At 69.6% G+C, this 19,969-nt stretch carries 15 protein-coding genes; 4 read left to right on the top strand and 11 right to left on the bottom strand.

Annotated elements, in window-relative coordinates; all coding sequences use genetic code 11:
- Positions 1 to 15 precede the first annotated feature (15 nt).
- From OH802_RS11745 to OH802_RS11730, 4 genes are all read right to left on the bottom strand, one after another.
- Complete coding sequence (locus OH802_RS11745; RefSeq protein WP_406028054.1) at positions 16 to 1,278, bottom strand: DUF222 domain-containing protein; 1,263 nt, start codon at positions 1,276 to 1,278, stop codon at positions 16 to 18.
- A gap of 382 nt (positions 1,279 to 1,660) precedes the next feature.
- On the bottom strand, positions 1,661 to 2,854 hold the full coding sequence (locus OH802_RS11740; protein WP_406028052.1) for an MFS transporter: 1,194 nt from the start codon (positions 2,852 to 2,854) through the stop codon (positions 1,661 to 1,663).
- 69 nt (positions 2,855 to 2,923) lie between these two features.
- On the bottom strand, positions 2,924 to 3,817 hold the full coding sequence (locus OH802_RS11735; protein WP_406028050.1) for an RNA polymerase sigma-70 factor: 894 nt from the start codon (positions 3,815 to 3,817) through the stop codon (positions 2,924 to 2,926).
- Positions 3,814 to 4,395 (bottom strand): carboxymuconolactone decarboxylase family protein, encoded by a 582-nt coding sequence (locus OH802_RS11730; protein WP_406028048.1) that lies wholly within the window; start codon positions 4,393 to 4,395, stop codon positions 3,814 to 3,816. Before OH802_RS11730 ends, OH802_RS11735 begins: the two co-directional genes overlap by 4 nt.
- Positions 4,396 to 4,478: 83 nt before the next feature.
- Between OH802_RS11730 and OH802_RS11725 the strand changes: the two genes are divergently transcribed.
- Complete coding sequence (locus OH802_RS11725; protein ID WP_406028046.1) at positions 4,479 to 5,222, top strand: NUDIX domain-containing protein; 744 nt, start codon at positions 4,479 to 4,481, stop codon at positions 5,220 to 5,222.
- A 12-nt stretch (positions 5,223 to 5,234) separates the two neighbouring features.
- On the opposite strand, the gene OH802_RS11720 is transcribed toward OH802_RS11725, so the two are convergent.
- The 3 genes from OH802_RS11720 to OH802_RS11710 all read right to left on the bottom strand — a co-directional run bounded on the left by OH802_RS11720 (position 5,235) and on the right by OH802_RS11710 (position 12,922).
- Positions 5,235 to 8,660, bottom strand: coding sequence for a glycosyl hydrolase (locus tag OH802_RS11720; RefSeq protein WP_406028043.1), 3,426 nt, complete (start codon positions 8,658 to 8,660; stop codon positions 5,235 to 5,237).
- Between the two features lie 10 nt (positions 8,661 to 8,670).
- A complete protein-coding gene (locus OH802_RS11715; RefSeq protein WP_406028041.1) occupies positions 8,671 to 11,865 on the bottom strand; it encodes a family 78 glycoside hydrolase catalytic domain in 3,195 nt (1,064 codons plus the stop codon).
- Between the two features lie 124 nt (positions 11,866 to 11,989).
- Positions 11,990 to 12,922: an EamA family transporter gene (locus OH802_RS11710; protein WP_406028039.1), complete on the bottom strand. Its 933-nt coding sequence runs from the start codon at positions 12,920 to 12,922 to the stop codon at positions 11,990 to 11,992.
- 73 nt (positions 12,923 to 12,995) lie between these two features.
- Here OH802_RS11710 and OH802_RS11705 point away from each other — a divergent pair, with 73 nt between their 5' ends.
- On the top strand, positions 12,996 to 13,922 hold the full coding sequence (locus OH802_RS11705) for a LysR family transcriptional regulator (RefSeq protein WP_406028037.1): 927 nt from the start codon (positions 12,996 to 12,998) through the stop codon (positions 13,920 to 13,922).
- On the opposite strand, the gene OH802_RS11700 is transcribed toward OH802_RS11705, so the two are convergent.
- The 4 genes from OH802_RS11700 to OH802_RS11685 all read right to left on the bottom strand — a co-directional run bounded on the left by OH802_RS11700 (position 13,895) and on the right by OH802_RS11685 (position 17,705).
- On the bottom strand, positions 13,895 to 14,854 hold the full coding sequence (locus OH802_RS11700) for a co-chaperone YbbN (RefSeq protein WP_406028035.1): 960 nt from the start codon (positions 14,852 to 14,854) through the stop codon (positions 13,895 to 13,897). The two genes, OH802_RS11705 and OH802_RS11700, sit on opposite strands and share 28 nt — an antisense overlap.
- 50 nt (positions 14,855 to 14,904) lie before the next feature.
- Positions 14,905 to 15,411, bottom strand: coding sequence for a PH domain-containing protein (locus OH802_RS11695; RefSeq protein WP_406028033.1), 507 nt, complete (start codon positions 15,409 to 15,411; stop codon positions 14,905 to 14,907).
- A gap of 128 nt (positions 15,412 to 15,539) precedes the next feature.
- The gene (gene meaB, locus OH802_RS11690) at positions 15,540 to 16,505 is read right to left on the bottom strand and encodes a methylmalonyl Co-A mutase-associated GTPase MeaB (RefSeq protein ID WP_406028031.1); all 966 of its coding nucleotides are present in this window, start codon (positions 16,503 to 16,505) and stop codon (positions 15,540 to 15,542) included.
- A 12-nt stretch (positions 16,506 to 16,517) separates the two neighbouring features.
- On the bottom strand, positions 16,518 to 17,705 hold the full coding sequence (locus OH802_RS11685) for an acetyl-CoA C-acetyltransferase (protein ID WP_406028029.1): 1,188 nt from the start codon (positions 17,703 to 17,705) through the stop codon (positions 16,518 to 16,520).
- Positions 17,706 to 17,846: 141 nt separating this feature from the next.
- Here OH802_RS11685 and mce point away from each other — a divergent pair, with 141 nt between their 5' ends.
- On the top strand, positions 17,847 to 18,296 hold the full coding sequence (gene mce / locus OH802_RS11680) for a methylmalonyl-CoA epimerase (protein ID WP_350837934.1): 450 nt from the start codon (positions 17,847 to 17,849) through the stop codon (positions 18,294 to 18,296).
- 135 nt (positions 18,297 to 18,431) lie between these two features.
- Positions 18,432 to 19,772: a crotonyl-CoA carboxylase/reductase gene (ccrA, locus tag OH802_RS11675; RefSeq protein WP_406028027.1), complete on the top strand. Its 1,341-nt coding sequence runs from the start codon at positions 18,432 to 18,434 to the stop codon at positions 19,770 to 19,772.
- Positions 19,773 to 19,969: the final 197 nt, after the last annotated feature.

The raw sequence follows: 19,969 nt of genomic DNA, 5'->3' as shown, positions 1-19,969 counted from the left end.
TCCACTCTCGAACGCCTAGGCGCGGCGAGCGAACCTGATTCGTCCGTCGGGTAGTCGCTCATAGGTGTAGTTGGGGTCGTGGATCCGGCGATGGTCGCTCGAGCAGAGCAGGACCATGTTCGCCAGATCGGTTCGACCGCCCTCGGACCACGGTTTCAAATGATGAGCCTCGGTCCAGGCCGCCGGTGCGTCGCAGTCTTCGGCTTGGCAGCACTTGTCGCGTAGCCGGAGCGCGCGGTGCTGGATCGGATACGCCAACCTTGCGGTGCGACCGAAGTCGAGGATCTCGGAGTCGGTGCCGAGGACGACCGGGACGAGGTCGGCGTTGCAGGCCATCCGTCGGGCCTCGGCGGCGGTGATCTGCTCGCCGTCGAATCCCAACGCGGCGGTGCCGAGGTCCTTGCGGAGGTCGTCCACGCTCATCGTGACGAACACCGTGGTGCCGTGGCCACCGTGGCGGGGCAACTGGTCGACGTCGTAGGTCTCGACCACCCGAGCGAACGCCTGACCCAGCAGCCGGTCATACGGCGCCTTGCGGCCGCGGTTCTCGGCCGAGAGCTTCCGCGGCTGGGCCAGGGAGTCCAGCAGGGTCCGCAGCCGCAACCCGACAGTGCGGGAGACGCGGGCGTGGATGTCGATGGTGCCATCGCCGTTGTCGCGGGACTGAAAGAAGGTACGTCGCTGGGCGTGCTCCTCTTCCCGCTGCAAAGCCTTCGCCTCAACTTGCTCGAACCGCTCCGGGTCGATCTCGGCCAGGATCCGTCGCCCGACGATCTTCAACTCGTTCGCCGTCAACCGGCTGGCGTGATCGACCAGGAGCTTCTCGGCCAGGACCAGGTCCTCGGCGCTGGCAGCGGGGTCGGTCTCGATGGCGTCGAGGGCCTGGGTGATCACCCTTGCCTTGTCCTGCGACACCACACCCTCAGCCAAGCCGGCGGCCACCAGGTCGTACTTCGCGACCCCGGCGGCGAGTTTCACCTGCGAGCGCGCCACGGCCTTGTCGACCAGCAGCTCGGTCCGCATCCACCCGGACGCATCCTTCGCGCCAGTCTCCTCAGCGATATCACCAGCCGTCGCGAGCACCCGCAGCTTCAACGCGGCCTGTTGGGCCTGGAGCTTCTCCAACCGCTCGAGCAGGTCCTTCTTCTGCCCGGTGCGCCAATAGGCGGGATCGGTGGAGAGGAGTTCTTGGAGGGCGGTCTCGATGGCCTTCAAGGCAGCATCGATCGCGTCGCCGGGGTCGGTGCCCCACGGGTTGATCTCGCGGCCGAGACTCATCGCCATCCTTCCCCTTCAAAGAGGTGTTGTGATGGGTCTGATTCTACGCCTCCGGTCCTTCGTTGGCCATCTATTTTCCCAGGTCAAACCCGATTTTCGCGGTGAGCGAACAACATCGTCTCTGTGGACGGTAAGTGGCCCGAAGGGCCACCCTCACGCCCCATCAACCTCATCTTTCCCAGGCAAGAATCCGCTGCGCCACACCCGGGCCGCCGCCCCGATAGCCAGCCAAATCTTTTCTCGATCTGGTCCGGAGTCCAGGACCGCGAAGCGGCCGGCGAAGCCGGCGCCCGAAGGGCGTCCTTGACGCCGGTCCAGATCGAGAAGACCCTCCAAGAAGGGTCGGCGGCCCACCCCAACCCCGAAAAGACGCGAGGCGGAATCACCGCCGCCCAAACGACCCCAACGCAACCCCAGCAAGCAAAGCAGCAACCAGCACAATCCCAGCAAGCACCCAGTAGAGCGCGTCATACCCACCCAGCACGGTAGCGAGCGCAGCCCCCACAGCAGGAGCAAGCGCACCAGCTACCCCAGCAGGAGCCGAGTAGACACCGTTGAGCGCGGCGTACCTCTCCGGCCCCCACACGTCGCTGACGACGGTCGCAGCGATGAGCGTGTAGAGCCCGCGAGCAGTCCCGGTGAGCACCGAGGCGACGATCATCACCCAGCCGACCGCGGGCAGCAACGGAAGCAGCGCGATGGAGGCGGCGAACCAGAGCACTCCCCCGATCATCCGGGCGCGGACACCGAATCTCCGCGCCAGCATCGGATAGAACGCCCGCCCCGCGACCTGGCCGGCGCCACTGAGCCCGAGGGCCCAGGCGGCGGTGGTCGCGCTCAGCCCGTGCTCGACGAGGAACGGCACCAGGTGGACGATCGAGGCGAACACGGCCATCGAGACCAGCGTGCCCGCAAGCGTGAGCAGCACGAACCGGCTGCTCCGCAGCACGTCCCGGTCCCGCACAGGTCGACCGTCCTCCTTCGGGGCCGTCGGCTCCCAGGCGAGATCGAGCACGACGATGCTCGGCACGAACGTCAGCACGACGAAGGCGCCGGCCAGGATCACGTACGTCCATCGCCACTCCACCCAGCCCGCCAGCGCATCGGTGAGCGGCGCGAAGATCGTCGAGGCGAATCCGCCCGCGAGGGTGAGCGTCGTGATGGCATCGACCCGCCGCGTACCGAACCAGTGGGTCAGCGCCGCGAAGGCCGGCGGGTAGAACGTCCCCGCGGTCGAGAGCCCGACCAGCAGCCAGCCCAGCGCGAACACCCAGTAAGAGGGCGCAGCAGCGACCACGAGCAACGACAGCGCCCCCAGCAGGCTGGCCCCGGCCATCACCCACCGCGGCCCGAAGCGCTGGATGACCCGTCCGACGGGGATGCCCGCGACGGCCCCCACGAGCGTGCCCGCGGAGAAGGCAGTGGTGATCGCGGCCGCCGACCACCCGGTGGCGTCGACGATCTGCGGCTGCAGGACGGTGAAGGCGTAGTAGAGGACGCCGTACGCCGCGGTGACGGTCACGCAGAGCGTGACCAGCACCGCGAGCAGTGGCCGGCCGTCGACCCGCTCCTCCATCGCCAACCTCCAAGCAGCAGCACGTAGGTCGTCACCCTCGCACGTGCCACCTCACGGCCGGCGTCGGCCTCAGCGTTCCAGATGGACCTGCTCGACGACGCCGCTGAGCTTGGAGGGGTTGCGTACGTAGTAGAGGCCGGTGACCATGCCGTCCTCGACGTGCAGGGTGACGACGCCGTCGACCTCCTCGCCGAAGTAGATCAGCATCCCGGGGGCCTGGTTGACGCTGGTCAGCTCGAACCTGGGGATGCCGTACTTCGTCGCCAGCCCCGCGAAGAACCGCAGCACCTTCTCGGCGCCGTGGATCGGCTTGCGCGCCGCCTGCACCACACCGCCGCCGTCGGAGAAGAGCACGACGTCGGGGGCGAGCACGTCCAGCAGCGACTGCAGGTCGCCGCCGGTCGCGGCGTCGCGGAACCGCTCCAGGGCGTGCCGCGCCTCGGCCGCCGAGACCGACTCGCGCGGTCGCCGCTCGGCGACGTGATCGCGCGCCCGGTGGGCGATCTGCCGCACCGCGGCGGGCGACTTGTCGACCGCCGCCGCGATCTCGTCATAGCCCAGCGCGAAGACCTCGCGCAGCACGAAGACGGCCCGCTCGGTCGGCGAGAGCGTCTCGAGCACCAACAGCACCGCGGTCGAGAGCGAGTCGGCGAGCTCGGCGTCCTCGGCGACGTCCTGCGCGGTCAGCAGCGGCTCGGGCAGCCACGGACCGACGTACGTCTCCTTGCGGCGCGACAGCGTCCGGATGCGGTTGAGCGCGAGCCTGGTCGTGATCCGCACCAGGTAGGCGCGGTGGTCACGCACCTCCTCCAGCCGCACCTCGGCCCAGCGCAGCCAGGTCTCCTGGAGCACGTCCTCGGCGTCGGCGGCCGAGCCGAGCATCTCGTAGGCCACCGTGAAGAGCAGGTTGCGGTGAGCGACGAAGACCTTCGTCGCGGCATCGTCGCCGGTCGGCTGGCTCATGCGTGCGACCCTACCGCCGGCGCGAGCGGGATCTCGCAGACGTCGGAGTAGCCCTGACTCTGCAGCCCGGCGGCCGAGTTGAACCTCGAGCGCATGTTCTCCAGCGCGATCATCTGGGTCAGCTCCACCATCGCCTCGGTGCCCAGCTCGGCGAGCAGGGCCGCGACCATCTCGTCGGTGACGGTCATCGGCGTGGACGACATCGCCTCGGCGTACTCGATGACCTTCCGCTCGGTCTCGTCGAAGACGTCGGCGGTCCGCCACACCTGCACCTGGCTGATCTTCTCGAGGTCGAGGTCCTCGTTGCGGGCGAGGTAGTAGCCGAAGTCCAGGCACCAGCTGCACCCGATCGTGCTCGCCGCGGCCATCTCGGCCAGCGACTTGTACGTCGGGTCGAGCGCCTTCCACTTCCCCACCTTGGTCTCGAACCCCATCACCGCGCGCAGCAGCGGCTTGTGGTGGAAGTAGACGTAGCCGACATCGGGGACCTCGCCGTACATCTTCTTGCTCACCCGCCGCACCACGGCGCCGTAGAGGCCGGTCAGATCTGCCTTCGGGATCCTGAACGTGCTGGGCATCGTTGCCCTCCTGTGTCGTGCGGAGCATCTCGTCACCATCCAGACACCGGCACTCATCAGGTTGTGACACTAGGGTTGTCGCCGTGAGCGAGCCAGAGACGACGACGGTGGCGGAGGGCGTTGCCCGGATCGAGTGGGCCGCGGGCGAGGCCGTCGATGTCGTACGCCGCGAGGTGGCCGCCGCGCTGCTCACCCATCACCGGGTGGAGGCGCTGGTCGACCCGGAGGACCCGACCGAACAGCGCACCGCGACCTGGTCAGGGCTCCATCGCGAGGGGCTGCTCCGCGGCGTGGCGGGCGGCAAGGACCGGATGATCTATGCCCGGGTCGCGAGCGATGCCCCGGTGGAGGCGCCCGAGGGCTTCCGGGCGCTGCTCAACTCGTTCCTTCCGCGCAAGCGCGCGATCGGGCAGATGCTGGTGCGCGACGCCGAGGAGCGCGTCCTGATGTGCCAGCTGACCTACAAGAAGGACTGGGACCTGCCCGGCGGCATCGTGGAGGTCGGTGAGTCGCCGAAGCTCGCCACCACCCGCGAGATCGAGGAGGAGCTCGCCCTCGTCATCCCGGCCGGAAACCTGCTGCTCACCGACTGGCTGCCGCCGTGGGGCGGCTGGGACGACGCCGTCTGCCTGGTCTTCGACGGCGGCGTCCACCCGTCCTCGATCGTCGAGCGGACCACTCTCCAGCCGCGCGAGATCCGCTCGGTGGCGTTCTGCACCCGCGACGAGGTCCGCGAGCGGGCCGCCGACTTCACCGCGCGCCGGGTCGAGGCCGCCCTCGCCGCGCTGCGGGGCGGCCCCGGCTACACCGAGTCGGGCCGCCCCTGACGCGTCTCCACCTCACCGCGACGGCGTCAGCTCCGCGACGACCACCGCCCGCGGACGGAGGCTGACCGGCCCGAGCAGACCGGAGGTCGGCGGGACCTGGTTGGCCTTGCCACGCTGGTTCAGCAGCGTGTTGGTGACGCGGACCTCGATCGTGTTCGCGCCGGCACGTAGCGCCTCGGTGGCGTCGATGACGTACGGACGCCACAGCGCCCGCGGCAGCACGACCCCGTTGATCGTGACCTGCGCGATGTCGCGCACCTCGCCGAGGTCGAGCAGCATCCGCCGGCCGGCCAGGTCGGCGGCGGTGACGTCGACCGAGGTGCGGTAGGTCGCGCTCCCGGAGAAGCGGGGGTCGATGGTCGTCCACGATCCCAGCGGCCGGGTCTGCTCCGACTCGCCCTCCCGCTCGAGCTTCACCGTCCACGGCCCGTCCAGCGCGATCGGCTGCAGCTGGTCGGTCGTCGTGGCCTCGCCGCGGTAGGTCCGCTGCCCGTCCTTGCCGGTGAGGGTCCTCGTCCCGGGCTCGTCGACCAGGACGGTCGCCTCGAGTGCCTTCCCGCTCCGGATCACCGACTCGGCGACCTGGTCACCGACCAGGTGCGCGCCTGGCCTGGCGCCCTTCTGGAAGACGATCGCGAGCGTCTCGTAGGGATCGAGCCGCAGCGGCACGGTGGTCTCCTTGCTCCCGCCCTCGTCGTACGTCGCGGCGACCTCGGTGCTGCCGTCGCGCGGGTCCCAGATCTCCGGCACGCCGTCGACCGGAAGGGTCGCCGAGGTGATGACGGCCTGGTCGCTCTCGTTGTTGACCAGGAACGCGACATCCCCGTCCCGGCTGGTACGCAGCACCCGCACCGCAGGCGCGGCCGGGCTGAGCTCGGCGGCGGAGACACCGGCGGAAGCCGCGAGCCCACCGAGAGCGTCCGCGTCCGCGACGACGGCGACGTGGCCCTCGCCGTGCCGGGTCCAACCCGCCGAGGCGCCGCCGAACAGCGAGCGCAGCTCCCGGTCCAGCTCGGCGGTCCGGCCGCCGGCCTCCAGCTCGGGCAACGGCCCGACGGCTGCCACACGCCCGCCGCCGCGTACGAACTTCTTCAGGGTCCGGGCCGTCTCCAGGTCCAGCACCGGCGTCGTCGGCAGCACGAGCATCCGGTAGCTCGCCTCGCCGACCTTCAGCACGCCGTCGTCGGAGCGCGCCTGATAGCGAGTGCCCGGATCGCCGGACAGCGAACCGTCGCTGAGCAGGTCGAAGTCGACCTGGCCGCGTTCGAGGGCGAAGGCGGCCCCGCTGAGGTGATCATCGAGCTGGTGCTCGGCGTCCGTGGTGCGGGTCTGCTCCGCGGCCCGCTGCGGCTGGACCAGGGCGGTGCGGGCGAGCGAGTCGCCCCGGCCGAGCTCCATGACCCGGCCGATCCAGGCGTCGACGTCGCCCATCGCGTCCCAGTAGGTGCTGGCGGGCCCGAACGGCGGCGCGAAGTAGACCTGCTTCTCGTCGGTCCACATCGCGTGCAGCGCGGTGAAATTGGCTCCCCGGGTGGCCAGGGCACCGATCGTGGCGTGCATGTACTCCGGCGCGACGCCCCAGCCGGAGTTGCCGAACACCTCCACCAGGGCGCGCTCGGCACCGCTCTGGTGGGCCGCCGAGGCGGCGTTGCGCATCAGGGTGGTCTGCCTGCCCGCGGTGTAGTCGGTGGTGATCATGTCGGTGCCCGGGACCTGGGCGTACTGGTTGTTCTTGGCCAGGTCGCCGGTGCTGTGCATCCGCTGCTGCGGGCCCTCCTCATCGAGGAGCGGGTTGGTGATCAGCTGCAGCCCGTGCTCGCCCATCCAGGCGGCCTGGCGCTGGTAGTAGTTGGTCGCGAACGCGTCGTTGACCGCGCGCCAGTAGGTTCCGGCGTACTGCTCACCGGTGCGGCCGAGCTGATCGGAGGCGGAAGTGAACGCGACCCCCGGGGACCCGCCCGCGTCCTCGATCAGGTCCGCGAGACCGTCGGACCAGGCGAGCCGCTTGAAGGGCCACGGCTCGGCGGAGGAGATGAAGGGCTCGTCGTCCCAGAAGCCCGGCACCACCGAGCCCATCGCCCAGCCGAAACGGCGCTGGTACTCGCCCTGCACCACCTCGAGCAGCCGGTCGGTCGCGTCAGGGTCGAGCAGGTTGAGGTAGCCGCGGTGGTAGCCGCTGGTGTCGTCGACCAGGGTCGTGTGGGCGAAGGTGTCTACCTGCCAGTGCCCTGCCGGCACCTTCCAGGAGCCGTCCTCGAGGTTCGGGGTGAGCTCGACCAGGTCGCCACCGTCGGTCGATCCCGTCGGGCGAGCCGCGGCCGCGACCGTGTCCTTCAGCTTGACCAGCGGGCCGCCGAAGTCGCCGATCGCCTCGCTGTCGTCGAAGGTCTCCGACCACAGCGCAGCCCCGGCCGCGTCGGTCACGGTCAGGTCGTTCCACTGCACGCGCTGAAGGCCCTCGACCGCGTCCTCGATCCCCACGCCGCCGAACTCAGCGCTGACCGCCGGAGCACCCGTGGCGTACGTCGCGTCGACCGCCTCGGGCTGGACGGTCTTGTTGATCACCGGCTGGATCCGGTCGCCGGTGACGGTGACGCTGATCGTCTGCTCCCGCCGCGGCGAGAAGCCCGGGGTGTTCACGCCGGTGGTCAGCCGGGTCCGCGAGCCGCCGTCGAGGCGCCAGACGCTCGCCTTGCCCTTCACATCGACATCGACGAGGTAGCCGCGGCTGCCGTCCTCGGAGGCGCGTACGACGAGCTGCGCGCCGGAGGCGGTCAGGGTGACCTTCCCGGTCGCGGTGTAGTCGCCCCAGGTCGCACCGGGGGTGATCGGGTGCGCGCCCTCGCGGATGGCCGCGTCCACGACGAGCCGCCCGCCCTCGACGCTGAGACCGCTGGACTCGGCCGGGTCGATCGTCGCCGGGCCCTCGACGACGCGCGTCGAGCGCTGCAGCGCCTTGAGGCGCAGCTCCGGGCTCGGCTCGTACGTCTTGTCCCCGACGGTGCCGCCGTTGGCGATGATGCCGCCCGCCTTGCCGCTGGGGAAGTTGCTGTCGTTGAACAGCCAGATCCGCATCCCGGTGCGCTGCGCCTCCCGCAGGACGTGCTCGACGATGTCGAACCATGCCTCCGTGAAGAACGCCGGCTGCATCTTGTCGCCGCCGTAGGGGAAGAGGACCGCCTCGTAGACGCCCTTGTCGCGCATCTCCGCCATCTGCGCGTCGACGACGTCCGGGGTCACGTTGCCCGTCCAGTACCAATAGAAAGCCGGGCGGCTGTCGCGGGGCGGGTCGGCGAAGGCCGCCGGATCGAAGCCGCGTGCCTCGGTCGACGCCTCCGTCGCCGGGGTCGCCACCGCAGGATCGGTGGGTACGGTGCCGAGCGCGAGCGACGTCGCCAGCGCCACGGTGCCGGCGAGAAGGCCGGTGAGTCGGATCATGTTCTGCTCCCTACCTGGTGATGAAGGTGTACGTGCCGGTCCCGACCTCGAACTCGGCGAACCCGGGGACCGTCGAGGCCACCCGGCGGGCGCCGGTCGGGGTGGTGACCCGGACACCCTCGGCTGCCGGCACCCGGACGGTCGCGGTGGTGTTCGGCGGGATCGTGGCGGTGAGCCGGACCTGTCCGTCGGTCCGGACCCACGAGCTGGAGATCGTGCCCCGGACCGACTCGTAGGAGGACGCGGCCGACTCGACGTCACCGACGAGCGCGGGCTCGATCACGACCTTCTTCCAGGCCACCGAGTCCTCGGCCTGGGTGATGCCGGCGACCCCACCGGTGAACCAGGAGTCGATCGCACCGAGCATGTAGTGGTTCTGCGAGGCGCCGGAGCTGGTCCAGCTCTCCGGCAGCGAGGTCGCGCCGGAGGCGAGGAACTTGCCGTAGCTGACCCCGTCGTCGCGCTGCACCCAGTCGTGGAGCACCTCGTCGAGCCGTTCCCGAGAAAGCAGGTCGACGGCTGCGTACAGACCCACCTCGCCGACGACGATGTGGTCGTCCGCGGCGCGGATCTGCTGGACGAACCTGTCCAGGACACCGGCCCGCAGGTCGGTCGGGACGAGGTTCTCCTGGAGCGCCAGGGCCTGGCTGGCCTGGTCGCCGTTGCCGTAGAGCCCGGTCTCCGGGTGGTAGAAGGTCGCGTGGAAGGCCGTGGCCACCTCCGCCGCCTTCTGGTCGTATGCAGCGGCGTCGGCGTCGCGACCGAGGGCGGCCGCGATCCTGCTCATGTGGGTGAGGATCCGGTGGTAGGCCCAGGTCTGGGTCAGCGCCGGAGGTGTGGCCGGTGAGGCCGGGGTGATCCAGTCACCGAGGCCACCGGAGACGATGCCGCCGGTTGCGATCGAGGCCAGGTAGTCGGCGTACTCCACCATCTGCGGCCAGTGGGCGCGCATGGCGCTGTCGTCGCCGTACCACTGGTAGATCTGCCAGGACGACACCGCGAGGGTCGCGCCCCAGTTGGCGTCGTGCCGGAAGGCCCCGGCGAAGAGGGCGTCCTCCGGTGCGGTGGTGGGGATCAGCCCGTTGTCCTGCTGGGCGTCAACGACGTCCTGCAGCATCTTGCGGTAGTGCGCCTGGACGTCGTAGCCGTAGGCGAGGGTGTCGAAGACCAGGTTGGTCTGGTCGAGCCAGCCGAGCTTCTCGCGGTGCGGGCAGTCGGTGAAGACGGAGTACATGTTGGACTGCACCGAGCGGTCGATGATCCGGTGGATCCCGGTCATCTGAGCGTCGGAGGTGGTGAACGAGCCGACCGCCCGGTCGGTGGCGCGCAGCACCAGCCCCTTCACCGTCGCGGCGGTCGGCGCGGTGGTCAGGCCCTCGACCTGGAGGTAGCGGAAGCCGTGGTAGACGAACCTCGGCGTGAACATCTCCTCGCCGGTGCCGGCCAGGGTGAACCGGTCCCGGATGTCGCCACCGACGCTGCCCTGGTCGACGGTGCCGTCGGCCTTGAGCTTCTCGGCCGGGCGCATCGTGATCGTGGTCCCGGCCGGACCGCTGGTCGTCAGCTGCTGCCAGCCGGCGAAGTTGGTGCCGAGATCGAAGACGTACGTCCCCGCCTTCGGCTCCTTGACGGCGACGGTCTCCAAGGTGTCGACCTCGCGGATCGGCGGGCTCTGCTGAGCCACCAGCTCCGGGTCGCCGGCCGGGGCGCCGATGTCGACCGCGTCGAGCCAGCCGTCGCGGTCCGCGCCGGGTTCGTTCCAAGCGCCCAGGTCGCGCCGGGCGTCGTGGTCCTCGCCGCCGTACCAGTTCGAGAAGGTGACCTCACCGAGGGTCGACTCGAACGAGGAGCCGGTCGCGACCGTCCGGCGCCGGCCGTTGCGGTAGGTGATCTCGAGCTGCCCCATCGCCCGCGGGGCGCCGTGCCCGGCGGCCGCCTTCATGTAGCGCTTGGGGATCTCGGGGGTGTTGAAGACGTTGTAGATCCCGTTGCCGAGCTCGATCCCCCAGGTGTTGCTGCCCCTGCGGAGCAGCCTCGTCACGTCGTACGTCGCGTAGGGGACGCGGACGCTGTGCTCGGTGTTTCCGGGCTGCAGCAGGTCGGGCGAGACCGGCTCGCCGTTGAGCGAGGCGTCGTAGACGCCCTCGCCGGTGACGTAGAGCCGCGCGGAGGCGATGCCGTCATCGGCGGTGAAGTCCCGGGCCAGCACCGGCAGCCCCTCCGGAGAGGTGTGCAGGTTGGAGACCGCGGAGACCTTGGTCCGCGGCCCGACCTTGGTGAACGTCGTGTCGTCCGCGGAGACCGAGACCTGGAAGTCGCGGGGGAAGTTCGGGGTGGTGCCGTAGTCGCTGGGCGCGTCCCACAGCGAGTAGAGCCGGACAGTGTCGATCGCCGTCGGCTCCCCCAGGTCGATCGTGATCACGATCGGCTGGTCCTGGACGTCGGTCTCGGGGTGGTAGTCGCTGCGGTAGCCACGCGGGTCGTCCGCGGTGGTGACCTTGCCGTCGGTCAGGTAGGCGGGGTCCCACACGCCCGGCTCGGAGTTCTCCTCGGAGACCGTCACCGTGGCGCCCTCGGCCAGGTTGGCCCCGTCGGTGCCGTGGGTGACCTCGATCTCGCCGAGCTCGAGGCGCGGCTTCCAGTCCGGGTCGTCCAGGGGCTCGCCGGGCCGGCCGAGGTCGATCACGGTCAGCCGTACATAGCGGGCTTCCTGCGCGCCGATGGCGACGTCCTGGTGGAGCGGGGCTGCCCAGCGCTCGTCGGTGATCCACCGGCCCTGCCAGTCGGAATCGTCGAGCAGACCCATCTCGAAGGAGGCCGGTCTGCTCCACTCGCTCGCCCGGCCGGCCGCATCCCACACCCGGACCTGCCACGACGCCTTGTCTCGGGAGCCGAGGCGGTCGCCCGCGTAGGACGTCGCCATCGCGGCCGAGCGGACGCGGCCGCTGTCCCACAGGTCGGGGGCGCCCAGCCGGCTCCGGATGGATGCGACCCGGACCTGGTAGGCCGTCTGCCGGGCGACGCCGGCGCCGTTGCGCCACTGCAGATCGGGGGTGAGGTCGTCGATGCCGATCGGGTCGCTCACCCCTCCGACGCTGAGTCGCGCCGGGGCGGCAACCCCGCCGGACGGGTCGCTCGCGACCGCCGCGGACGGCATCAGACCGACGGCTGACGCCACCAACGCAAGGGTGACCAGGGCTCTCATCGCACCTCCTGAAACGATTCAACTCCAACGGAGGTTCAGTATGGCGCACGTCACACGTATGACGGGAGGCTCAGTGACGGACTGGCCGAATGTGGCCAGTCCGTCACTCAGGTCAGGAGAGGGCTCAGCGGCCCTTCCCGGTCTCGACGAGATCCGGGAGCGACCCAGCGACCCCGGAGGACCGGGGCAGGCGCACGACTCCCTGGGCGACGAGCGCCCCGATCACCAGGAGAGCGCCACCGGCGAGCTCGCCGGCGCTCGGCACCTCCCCGAGCAGCAGCCACGCGGAGCCGATCGCGACCGGGGGCACCAGCAGGATCCACGGCACCACCGACGACGCCGGGTGCCGAGCGAGCAGCGAGTTGAAGATCCCGTAGCCGACGAACGAGGCCAGCACCACCGTGTAGGCCGTGGAGACGAGCGCCTCCCAGCCAAAGGCGGCCACTCCCTCGCGGACACCCTCGGGTCCGTCGAGAACCAGCGAGAGCGCCAGCAGCGGGAGCGGAACCACCAGGGCCGACCAGACCGTCAGTGAGAGCCCGCCGGGCACCTTGGCCGCCCTGGAGATCACGTTGCCGATCGCCCACGACAGCGCGGCGAGCAGGCAGAGCACCAGCGCGACGACGGGCACGTGACCGCCTCGCCCGAGCGCCACCACGATCAGTCCGAGGGCGCCGGCAGCGACGCCGACGACCTGCAAGAGGGTCGGCCGCTCGCGCAGGACACCGGCCGCGATGACGATGGTGAGCACGACCTGCGCCTGGAGCACAAGCCCGGCGAGCCCAGGCGGCATCCCGGCGGCCATGCTCGTGTAGAGCAGCCCGAACTGGCCCAGGCTCATGAAGATCCCGACCGCCGCCACCACCCGCCACGAAGCCTTCGGCCGGGGGAGCAGGAACACCGCCGGGAAGGCGACCAGGACGAAGCGCACCGCGAGCAGGAGCAGCGGCGGCACCGCATGCCCGTCGCGCGCCTCGAGGCCCCAGTCGATGACGACGAAGTTGAAGCCCCACAGGACGGCGACGAGGACGGCGAGCAGCGAGTCACGGCGGTTCACATCATCAACGATGACAACAAAGACAATGAAGCACCAGCGAATGATTCTTCATCCGATGACGTAGCATTTCTTCATGATCGACCTCGCCTCGCTCGTCGCGCTCCGCACCGTCGACACCCACGGCTCGGTGGTGGCGGCCGCCGACGCCCTGGGCTTCACGCCCAGCGCCGTGTCACAGCAGGTCAAGCGGCTCGAGCGGCAGGTCGGCGTACCTCTTCTGGAGCGGATCGGGCGCGGCGTCATGCTCACCCACGCCGGCCGGCACCTGGTCGAGGAGGGGTCGCGGCTGCTCGCCGACATGGAGTCGCTGGAGTCCGGGCTGCACGAGCAGGCGACCACCGTGGCCGGTCGGCTGCGGCTGACCGCCTTCTCGACGGCAATGCGCGGACTGGTCGCGCCGGTCGCGGGCCAGCTCCGCGTCGCCCATCCCGAGCTCGCCCTCACCCTCTCCGAGCGCGAGCCGTGGGACACCGTCGACCTGGTCGCCACCGGTCACAGCGAGATCGGCGTCGTGCACTCCTGGGGCGACGTGCCGCTCTCCATCCCCGACCATCTCGTCACCACCGAGCTCCACCGCGACATCGCCGACGTGATCGCCCATCGCGACCACCCGCTGGCCCAGCTCGCCAAGGTGACCCCCCACGACCTCGTCGCCGAGGACTGGATCGCGACGCCGGAGGGCACGATCTGCCGGCAGTGGCTGAACCGGATGTACGCCGGCACCGGCCATCTGCCGCGGATCGCGCACGTCTCGATGGAGTTCGACAGCCATCTGGCCCTGGTGCGAGCCGGGCTCGGGATCGCGCTCATCCCCCGCATGGGGCGGGCGGCGCTGGGTGAGGACCTGGTCGCCGTACGCGTCGTCGACCCGGTCCCCACGCGCGAGATCCTCGCGCTGCACCGGCGCACGATGACCGCCTCACCGGCGGTCACCGCCGTGCTGACGGCCCTCGCGGCTCAGAACAGGGCCGCTCAGAACAGGGCTGAGGCCAGCGACTGACGGCCCTTGAGCACCCGCTCGTCGTCGTTGCCGACCGCGGCGAAGAGCCCGAGCAGGTGCTCGCGCGCCTTGTTGCGCTCATCCCCCGACGTACGCCGCACGAGCTCGACCAGCCGGATGAAGGAGTCCTCGACGTGGCCGCCGAGCAGGTCAAGGTCGGCGACGAGAGTCTGCGCCTCGACGTCGTCAGGTGCGGCCGCGGCGGCGGCACGGGCGGCGTTGAGGTCGACCCCCTGCGTACGCTGCAGCACCTTGGCCATCGCCAGCCCGGCCGCTGCCTCGGAGTCGGCGGGGTTGGAGGCGATCAGCTTCTCGTACTCGGCCACGGCGGCATCGATGTCGCCGCGCTCCAGGGCGTCCTGGGCCGGGGCGTAGCGCGGATCCATCGCCGGCTCGTCCCCGTCCTCGGTCGCCACGGCACCGCCGAGGGCGTTGGGCTTGTGCCGCCCGCCGATCCCCTGGGTGGTGAGCTGCTGCCCGAGCTGCTGGAAGACCGTACGCAGCTCCTCGAGGTTGAGCGCGCCCGGGATCGGCTGGGTGACCGGCCGGCCGTCGAGCAGGATGTAGAGGAGCGGCACCTGGGGCACCTGCAGCGCCTGCGCGATCTGCGGGTTCTTGTCGATGTCGACCAGGCCGACCAGGAAGCGGCCGTCGTACTCCTCCACGACCGTCGACACGTCGCCCGCATAGGTGACGCTCTCGGGAGCGCGGGAGGCCGAGTAGAAGACCAGAACGACCGGAGCGGTCATCGACGCCTCGAGCACCGACTGGAAGATCTGCTCGTCGACCTCGACGGTGTAGGAGCCGGCGCTCCGCCCCTGGGCGGGAGCCGCATCGGCCGGACCGCCGAAGGGGGCGTCCTGGGCGGGCGAGGTGCTGGCGAGCCCGGAGAGGTCGACGGCTCCGGGACGGGAGAACGGCTGCTGCGTCATGTGGTCAATCCTAGGAGCAGGCACCAGCGTGGCGGGCACCCGACGCTGGTTTATCCCACGCTGCCGCGGAGACCGGCGCGCTGGACGACGCGCTGGATGGTCAGATCTCGCTCGTTCGGCCGGCCTACGAAGTAGATGTTGTTGAGGCCCTGCTCCTGGGCGGCCGACTCGAAGACGAAGTGGCCGTAGTTGAAGATCTGGCCGGTGAACGACTGCTTCACGGTGATGTCGAGGACTCGCGCAAGCGGCATGGTCGCCAGCTCGCTCGAGAGCACACCGTGGACGCGGAAGATGCGCATGTTGGTGACCACGAACCGGTCCCGGCTGACCACCAGCGCCCGCCAGAACGCGTGCCCGACCAGCGCGAAGGCGAGCAGCACGATGATCCAGGCGACGTTCATGTCGATCGTCGCCGCGACGATCATCAGCGCCAGCCCGAGGATCGCCTCGCCCACCGGACGGAGGTAGGCGACCCAGTGATGGGTGACCTCGTCGACGACGACCTCCCCTTCGTCGCGAAGGAGGTGCTTGGAGATGTCGACACCGAAGAGGTTCACGCAGCCAACGATAGTGATCTCACAGTGCGGAAGTCGACAAACAAGCCGTACGCCGGGACAACCTCCCCCGAGAAGTCGGTTTCTGACCGCGAAAGGTCAGTTATTGACCTCTCGGCGCCGGAAATCGACTACTCGGCGTCAGAGACCGACTTCTCGGCGAGGAGGGTGTCGGCCGCTGCGTAGGGGTCACGTGCGCCTTTGACCACATCTGCCGCCAGGGCGTCGAGGTCGCCGTCCGAGCCCACGCTCGACCATCGCGCCCGCAGGGTCTCGACGGCGATGGCCTCGACCTCGGCCCGGGCCCGGCGCGTACGCCGCAGCTCCAGCGTCCCGCTGGAGCGCAGCCACTCGCGGTGCTGGTCGAGCGCGCCGACGACCTCGGCCAGACCCTTGCCGGACTGAGCGACGGCGGTGAGCACCGGCGGGGTCCAGGCCCCCTCGGTGCGGTCGGTCAGGCGCAGCATCCCGCGCAGGTCGCGCTGGACCTTGGTCGCGCCGTCTCGATCGGCCTTGTTGACGACGTAGAGGTCGCCGATCTCCAGGATCCCGGCCTTCGCCGCCTGGATGCCGTCACCCATCCCGGGCGCTAGCAGGACCACGGTGGTGTCGGCGAGCCCGGCGATCTCGACCTCAGACTGACCGACACCGACGGTCTCGACCAGCACCACGTCGAACCCGGCTGCGTCCAGCACCCGGATCGCCTGCGGCGCAGACCAGGCCAGGCCACCGAGGTGCCCTCGGGAAGCCATCGAGCGGATGAAGACACCCGGATCGGTGGCGTGGTCGGTCATCCGGATCCGGTCTCCCAGCAGCGCGCCGCCGGAGAACGGCGAGGACGGGTCGACGGCCAGCACCGCCACGGTGCGGCCCGCGGAGCGCAGCTCGCGGACCAGCGCGGAGGTGGTGGTCGACTTCCCGACCCCGGGCGCGCCGGTGAGCCCCACGATGTGGGCGTTTCCGCCGTGAGGCGCGAGCGCGGCCATCACCTCGCGGAGCCGCTCTCCCCCGCCGACCGGGGCGTTCTCGACGTACGACACCAGCCGCGCGACCGCCCGGGGCTCACCGCCCCGGGCGCGCGCGACCAGGTCGCTCACATCAGCGATGGCTCAAGCCTTGGGGACACGCACGATCAGGGCGTCGCCCTGACCGCCACCGCCACACAGCGCGGCGGCACCGGTGCCACCGCCGCGGCGCTTGAGCTCGTGGGCCAGGTGGAGCACGACTCGCGTACCAGACATGCCGACCGGGTGACCGAGGGCGATCGCGCCGCCGTTGACGTTGACGATCTCGGGGTCGAGGCCGAGCTTCTTGGTGGACTCGATGCCGACGGCCGCGAACGCCTCGTTGAACTCGACGAGGTCGAGGTCGGCGGCGGTGATGCCCTCCTTCTCGAGGGCCTTGGCGGTGGCGTTGGCCGGCTGCAGCTGCAGCGAGGAGTCAGGACCGGCGACCATGCCGTGGGCGCCGATCTCGGCCAGCCACTCCAGACCGAGCGACTCGGCCTTCTCCTTCGACATGACCACGACGGCGGCAGCGCCGTCGGAGATCTGCGAGGCGGAGCCGGCGGTGATGGTGCCCTCCTTGGAGAACGCCGGGCGGAGCTTGCCGAGCGACTCGGTGGTGGTGTCGCCGCGTACGCCCTCGTCGGCGCTGATCACGATCGGGTCGCCCTTGCGCTGCGGGATGGAGACCGGGACGATCTCGTCGTCGAAGACGCCGTTCTTCTGGGCCGCGGCGGCGCGCTGATGCGAGGTGGCGGCGAATGCGTCCTGCTCCTCGCGGGTGAGCTTCACGCCCTCGGAGTTGATCTGCTCGGTCAGCCCGCCCATCGCCTGCTGGGTGGCCTGGTCGTAGAGCGCGTCGTAGGCCATCGAGTCGACCAGCGTGGTGTCGCCGTACTTGAAGCCCTCGCGCGACTTCGGCAGCAGGTGCGGCGCGTTGGTCATCGACTCCATGCCGCCGGCGACGATGATCTCCGCCTCACCGGCGCGGATCAGCTGGTCGGCCGTGGCGATGGTGTTGAGGCCGGAGAGGCAGACCTTGTTGATCGTGATCGAGGGCACGTTCATCGGCAGCCCGCCGGCGATGCCCGCGGCGCGCGCCGGGTTCTGGCCGGCACCGGCCTGGATGACCTGGCCCATGATCAGGTAGTCGACCTGATCCGGCGAGACGCCCGCCTTCTCCAGGGCGCCCTTGATGGCGATGCCGCCCAGATCGGCCGCGGACAGGCTCTTGAGCCCGCCGAGCAGGCGGCCGATCGGCGTGCGCGCCCCGGCGACGATGACGTTGGACATGGGTCCTCCAAATGTTGGTGGTGCTGATCTGCTCCGAGGTTACTAATTAGTAACCTCAGTTGGAAGAGTGTTGAGCGCAGCCCGGTGTGGCTGTCATCACACATTGTGCCCGTTACCCCCGACCTCAAGGAGAGTAGGCCCATGACATCGGTAGAGATCCCACCGCACCTGTTCACCCAGATCGATCACGTCGGTCTCGCCGTCGCCGACCTGGATGCGGCGATCGACTTCTACGAGAAGACCTTCGGCATGAAGCTCGCCCACCGCGAGACCAACGAAGAGCAGGGTGTCGAGGAGGCGATGATCGCGATCGGCGACTCCGACAACAAGCTCCAGCTGCTCGCGCCGCTCAATGAGAACAGCACCATCGCCAAGTTCCTCGACCGCAACGGCCCCGGCATGCAGCAGCTCGCCTACCGGGTCACCGACGTGGAGCAGGTCTCGGCGATCCTCAAGGAGCGCGGCGTACGTCTTCTCTACGACGCACCGCGACGCGGCACCGCCGACTCCCGGATCAACTTCATCCACCCCAAGGACGCCGGCGGCGTCCTTGTCGAGCTCGTCGAGCCGGCCGCCGACGCCGCCCACTGATCCCGAGGACCCACCACGGCACGTGAACGATCCAAGAGTCATGTGTCACATCAGGCTGGCCATTGCGGTTACTCACCAGTAATGTCCAGCGAACTAGAGTCAACCGCGACCCCTACGACGACGCAGGAGCCGACCATGCAACACATCCTCGACGCGATTCTCGCCGGCGATACGCCCGGCGAGGAGTTTGCGAACCTCGAGATCCCCGACCACTACCGCGCCGCAACCGTCCACAAGGACGAGGTCGACATGTTCGAGGGCGTCGCGACCAAGGAGAAGGACCCGCGCAAGTCCCTCCACGTCGAGGATGTCGCCCTGCCTGAGCTCGGTCCGGGCGAGGCCTTCGTCGCCGTCATGGCGTCCGCGATCAACTACAACACCGTGTGGACCTCGATCTTCGAGCCGGTCTCCACCTTCGGGTTCCTGGAGCGCTACGGCAAGGAGTCCGAGCTCGGCGCCCGCCACAACCTCGACTACCACGTCGTCGGCTCCGACCTGTCCGGCGTCGTGCTGGCCGTGGGCGCCGGCGTGACCAAGTGGAAGCCCGGCGACCGCGTCGTGGCCCACTGCCTCTCGGTCGAGCTCGAGGCCCCCGACGGCCACAACGACACGATGATGGACCCCTCCCAGCGCATCTGGGGCTTCGAGACCAACTTCGGTGGTCTCGCCGACGTGGCGATGGTCAAGGCCAACCAGCTCATGCCGAAGCCCGAGCACCTGACCTGGGAGGAGGCCGCCTCCCCCGGCCTGGTCAACTGCACCGCCTACCGCCAGCTCGTCTCCGCCAACGGCGGCAACATGAAGCAGGGCGACAACGTCCTGATCTGGGGCGCCTCCGGCGGCCTCGGCGGCTTCGCGACGCAGTACGCCCTCAACGGCGGCGCCAACCCTGTCTGCGTGGTCTCCAACGAGGAGAAGGCCAAGATCGTGCGCAACATGGGCGCCGAGATGGTCATCAACCGCTCCGAGATGGACTTCAAGTTCTGGAACGAGGACGGCACCCAGCAGAACCCGAAGGAGTGGAAGCGCCTCGGCAAGGCCATCCGCGACCTCACCGGCGGCGAGGACATCGACATCGTCTTCGAGCACCCGGGCCGCGAGACCTTCGGCGCGAGCGTGTTCGTCACCCGCAAGGGCGGCACCATCACCACCTGCGCGTCGACCTCGGGCTACATGCACGAGTACGACAACCGCTACCTGTGGATGAACCTCAAGAAGATCATCTCCAGCCACTTCGCGAACTACCGCGAGTCGTGGGAGGCCAACCGCCTCATCGCCCAGGGCAAGATCCACCCGACCCTGTCGCGGACCTACACCCTCGAAGACGTCGGCCAGGCCTCTCTCGACGTCCACCACAACAAGCACCAGGGCAAGGTCGGCGTGCTCTGCCTGGCTCCCGAGGAGGGCCTCGGCGTCCTCGACGAGGAGAAGCGCGCGGCTCACATCGACAAGATCAACCTGTTCCGCGGAATCTGAGACGTCGAGCCCGGGTAAATAGCCCATTTGAGACTGGATTCACGGCCGGTCTCCCCTTGCGCGAGGGGTGACCGGCCGTAGTCTTGCCTTTTGGGAGCAGAGGGCAAGACACAAACCCCCCTAAAGTGTGAGGAATCCGCCACAAATGACGAATGAGGGACTATCCATCTTCAACGAGGCTTCCGAGCCTCGGAAGA

This window comes from Nocardioides sp. NBC_00850 (assembly GCF_045207335.1).
GTDB lineage: Bacteria > Actinomycetota > Actinomycetes > Propionibacteriales > Nocardioidaceae > Nocardioides.
Note: the sequence above shows the minus strand (reverse complement) of the source record. Positions and strands in the feature narration are given on the sequence as shown.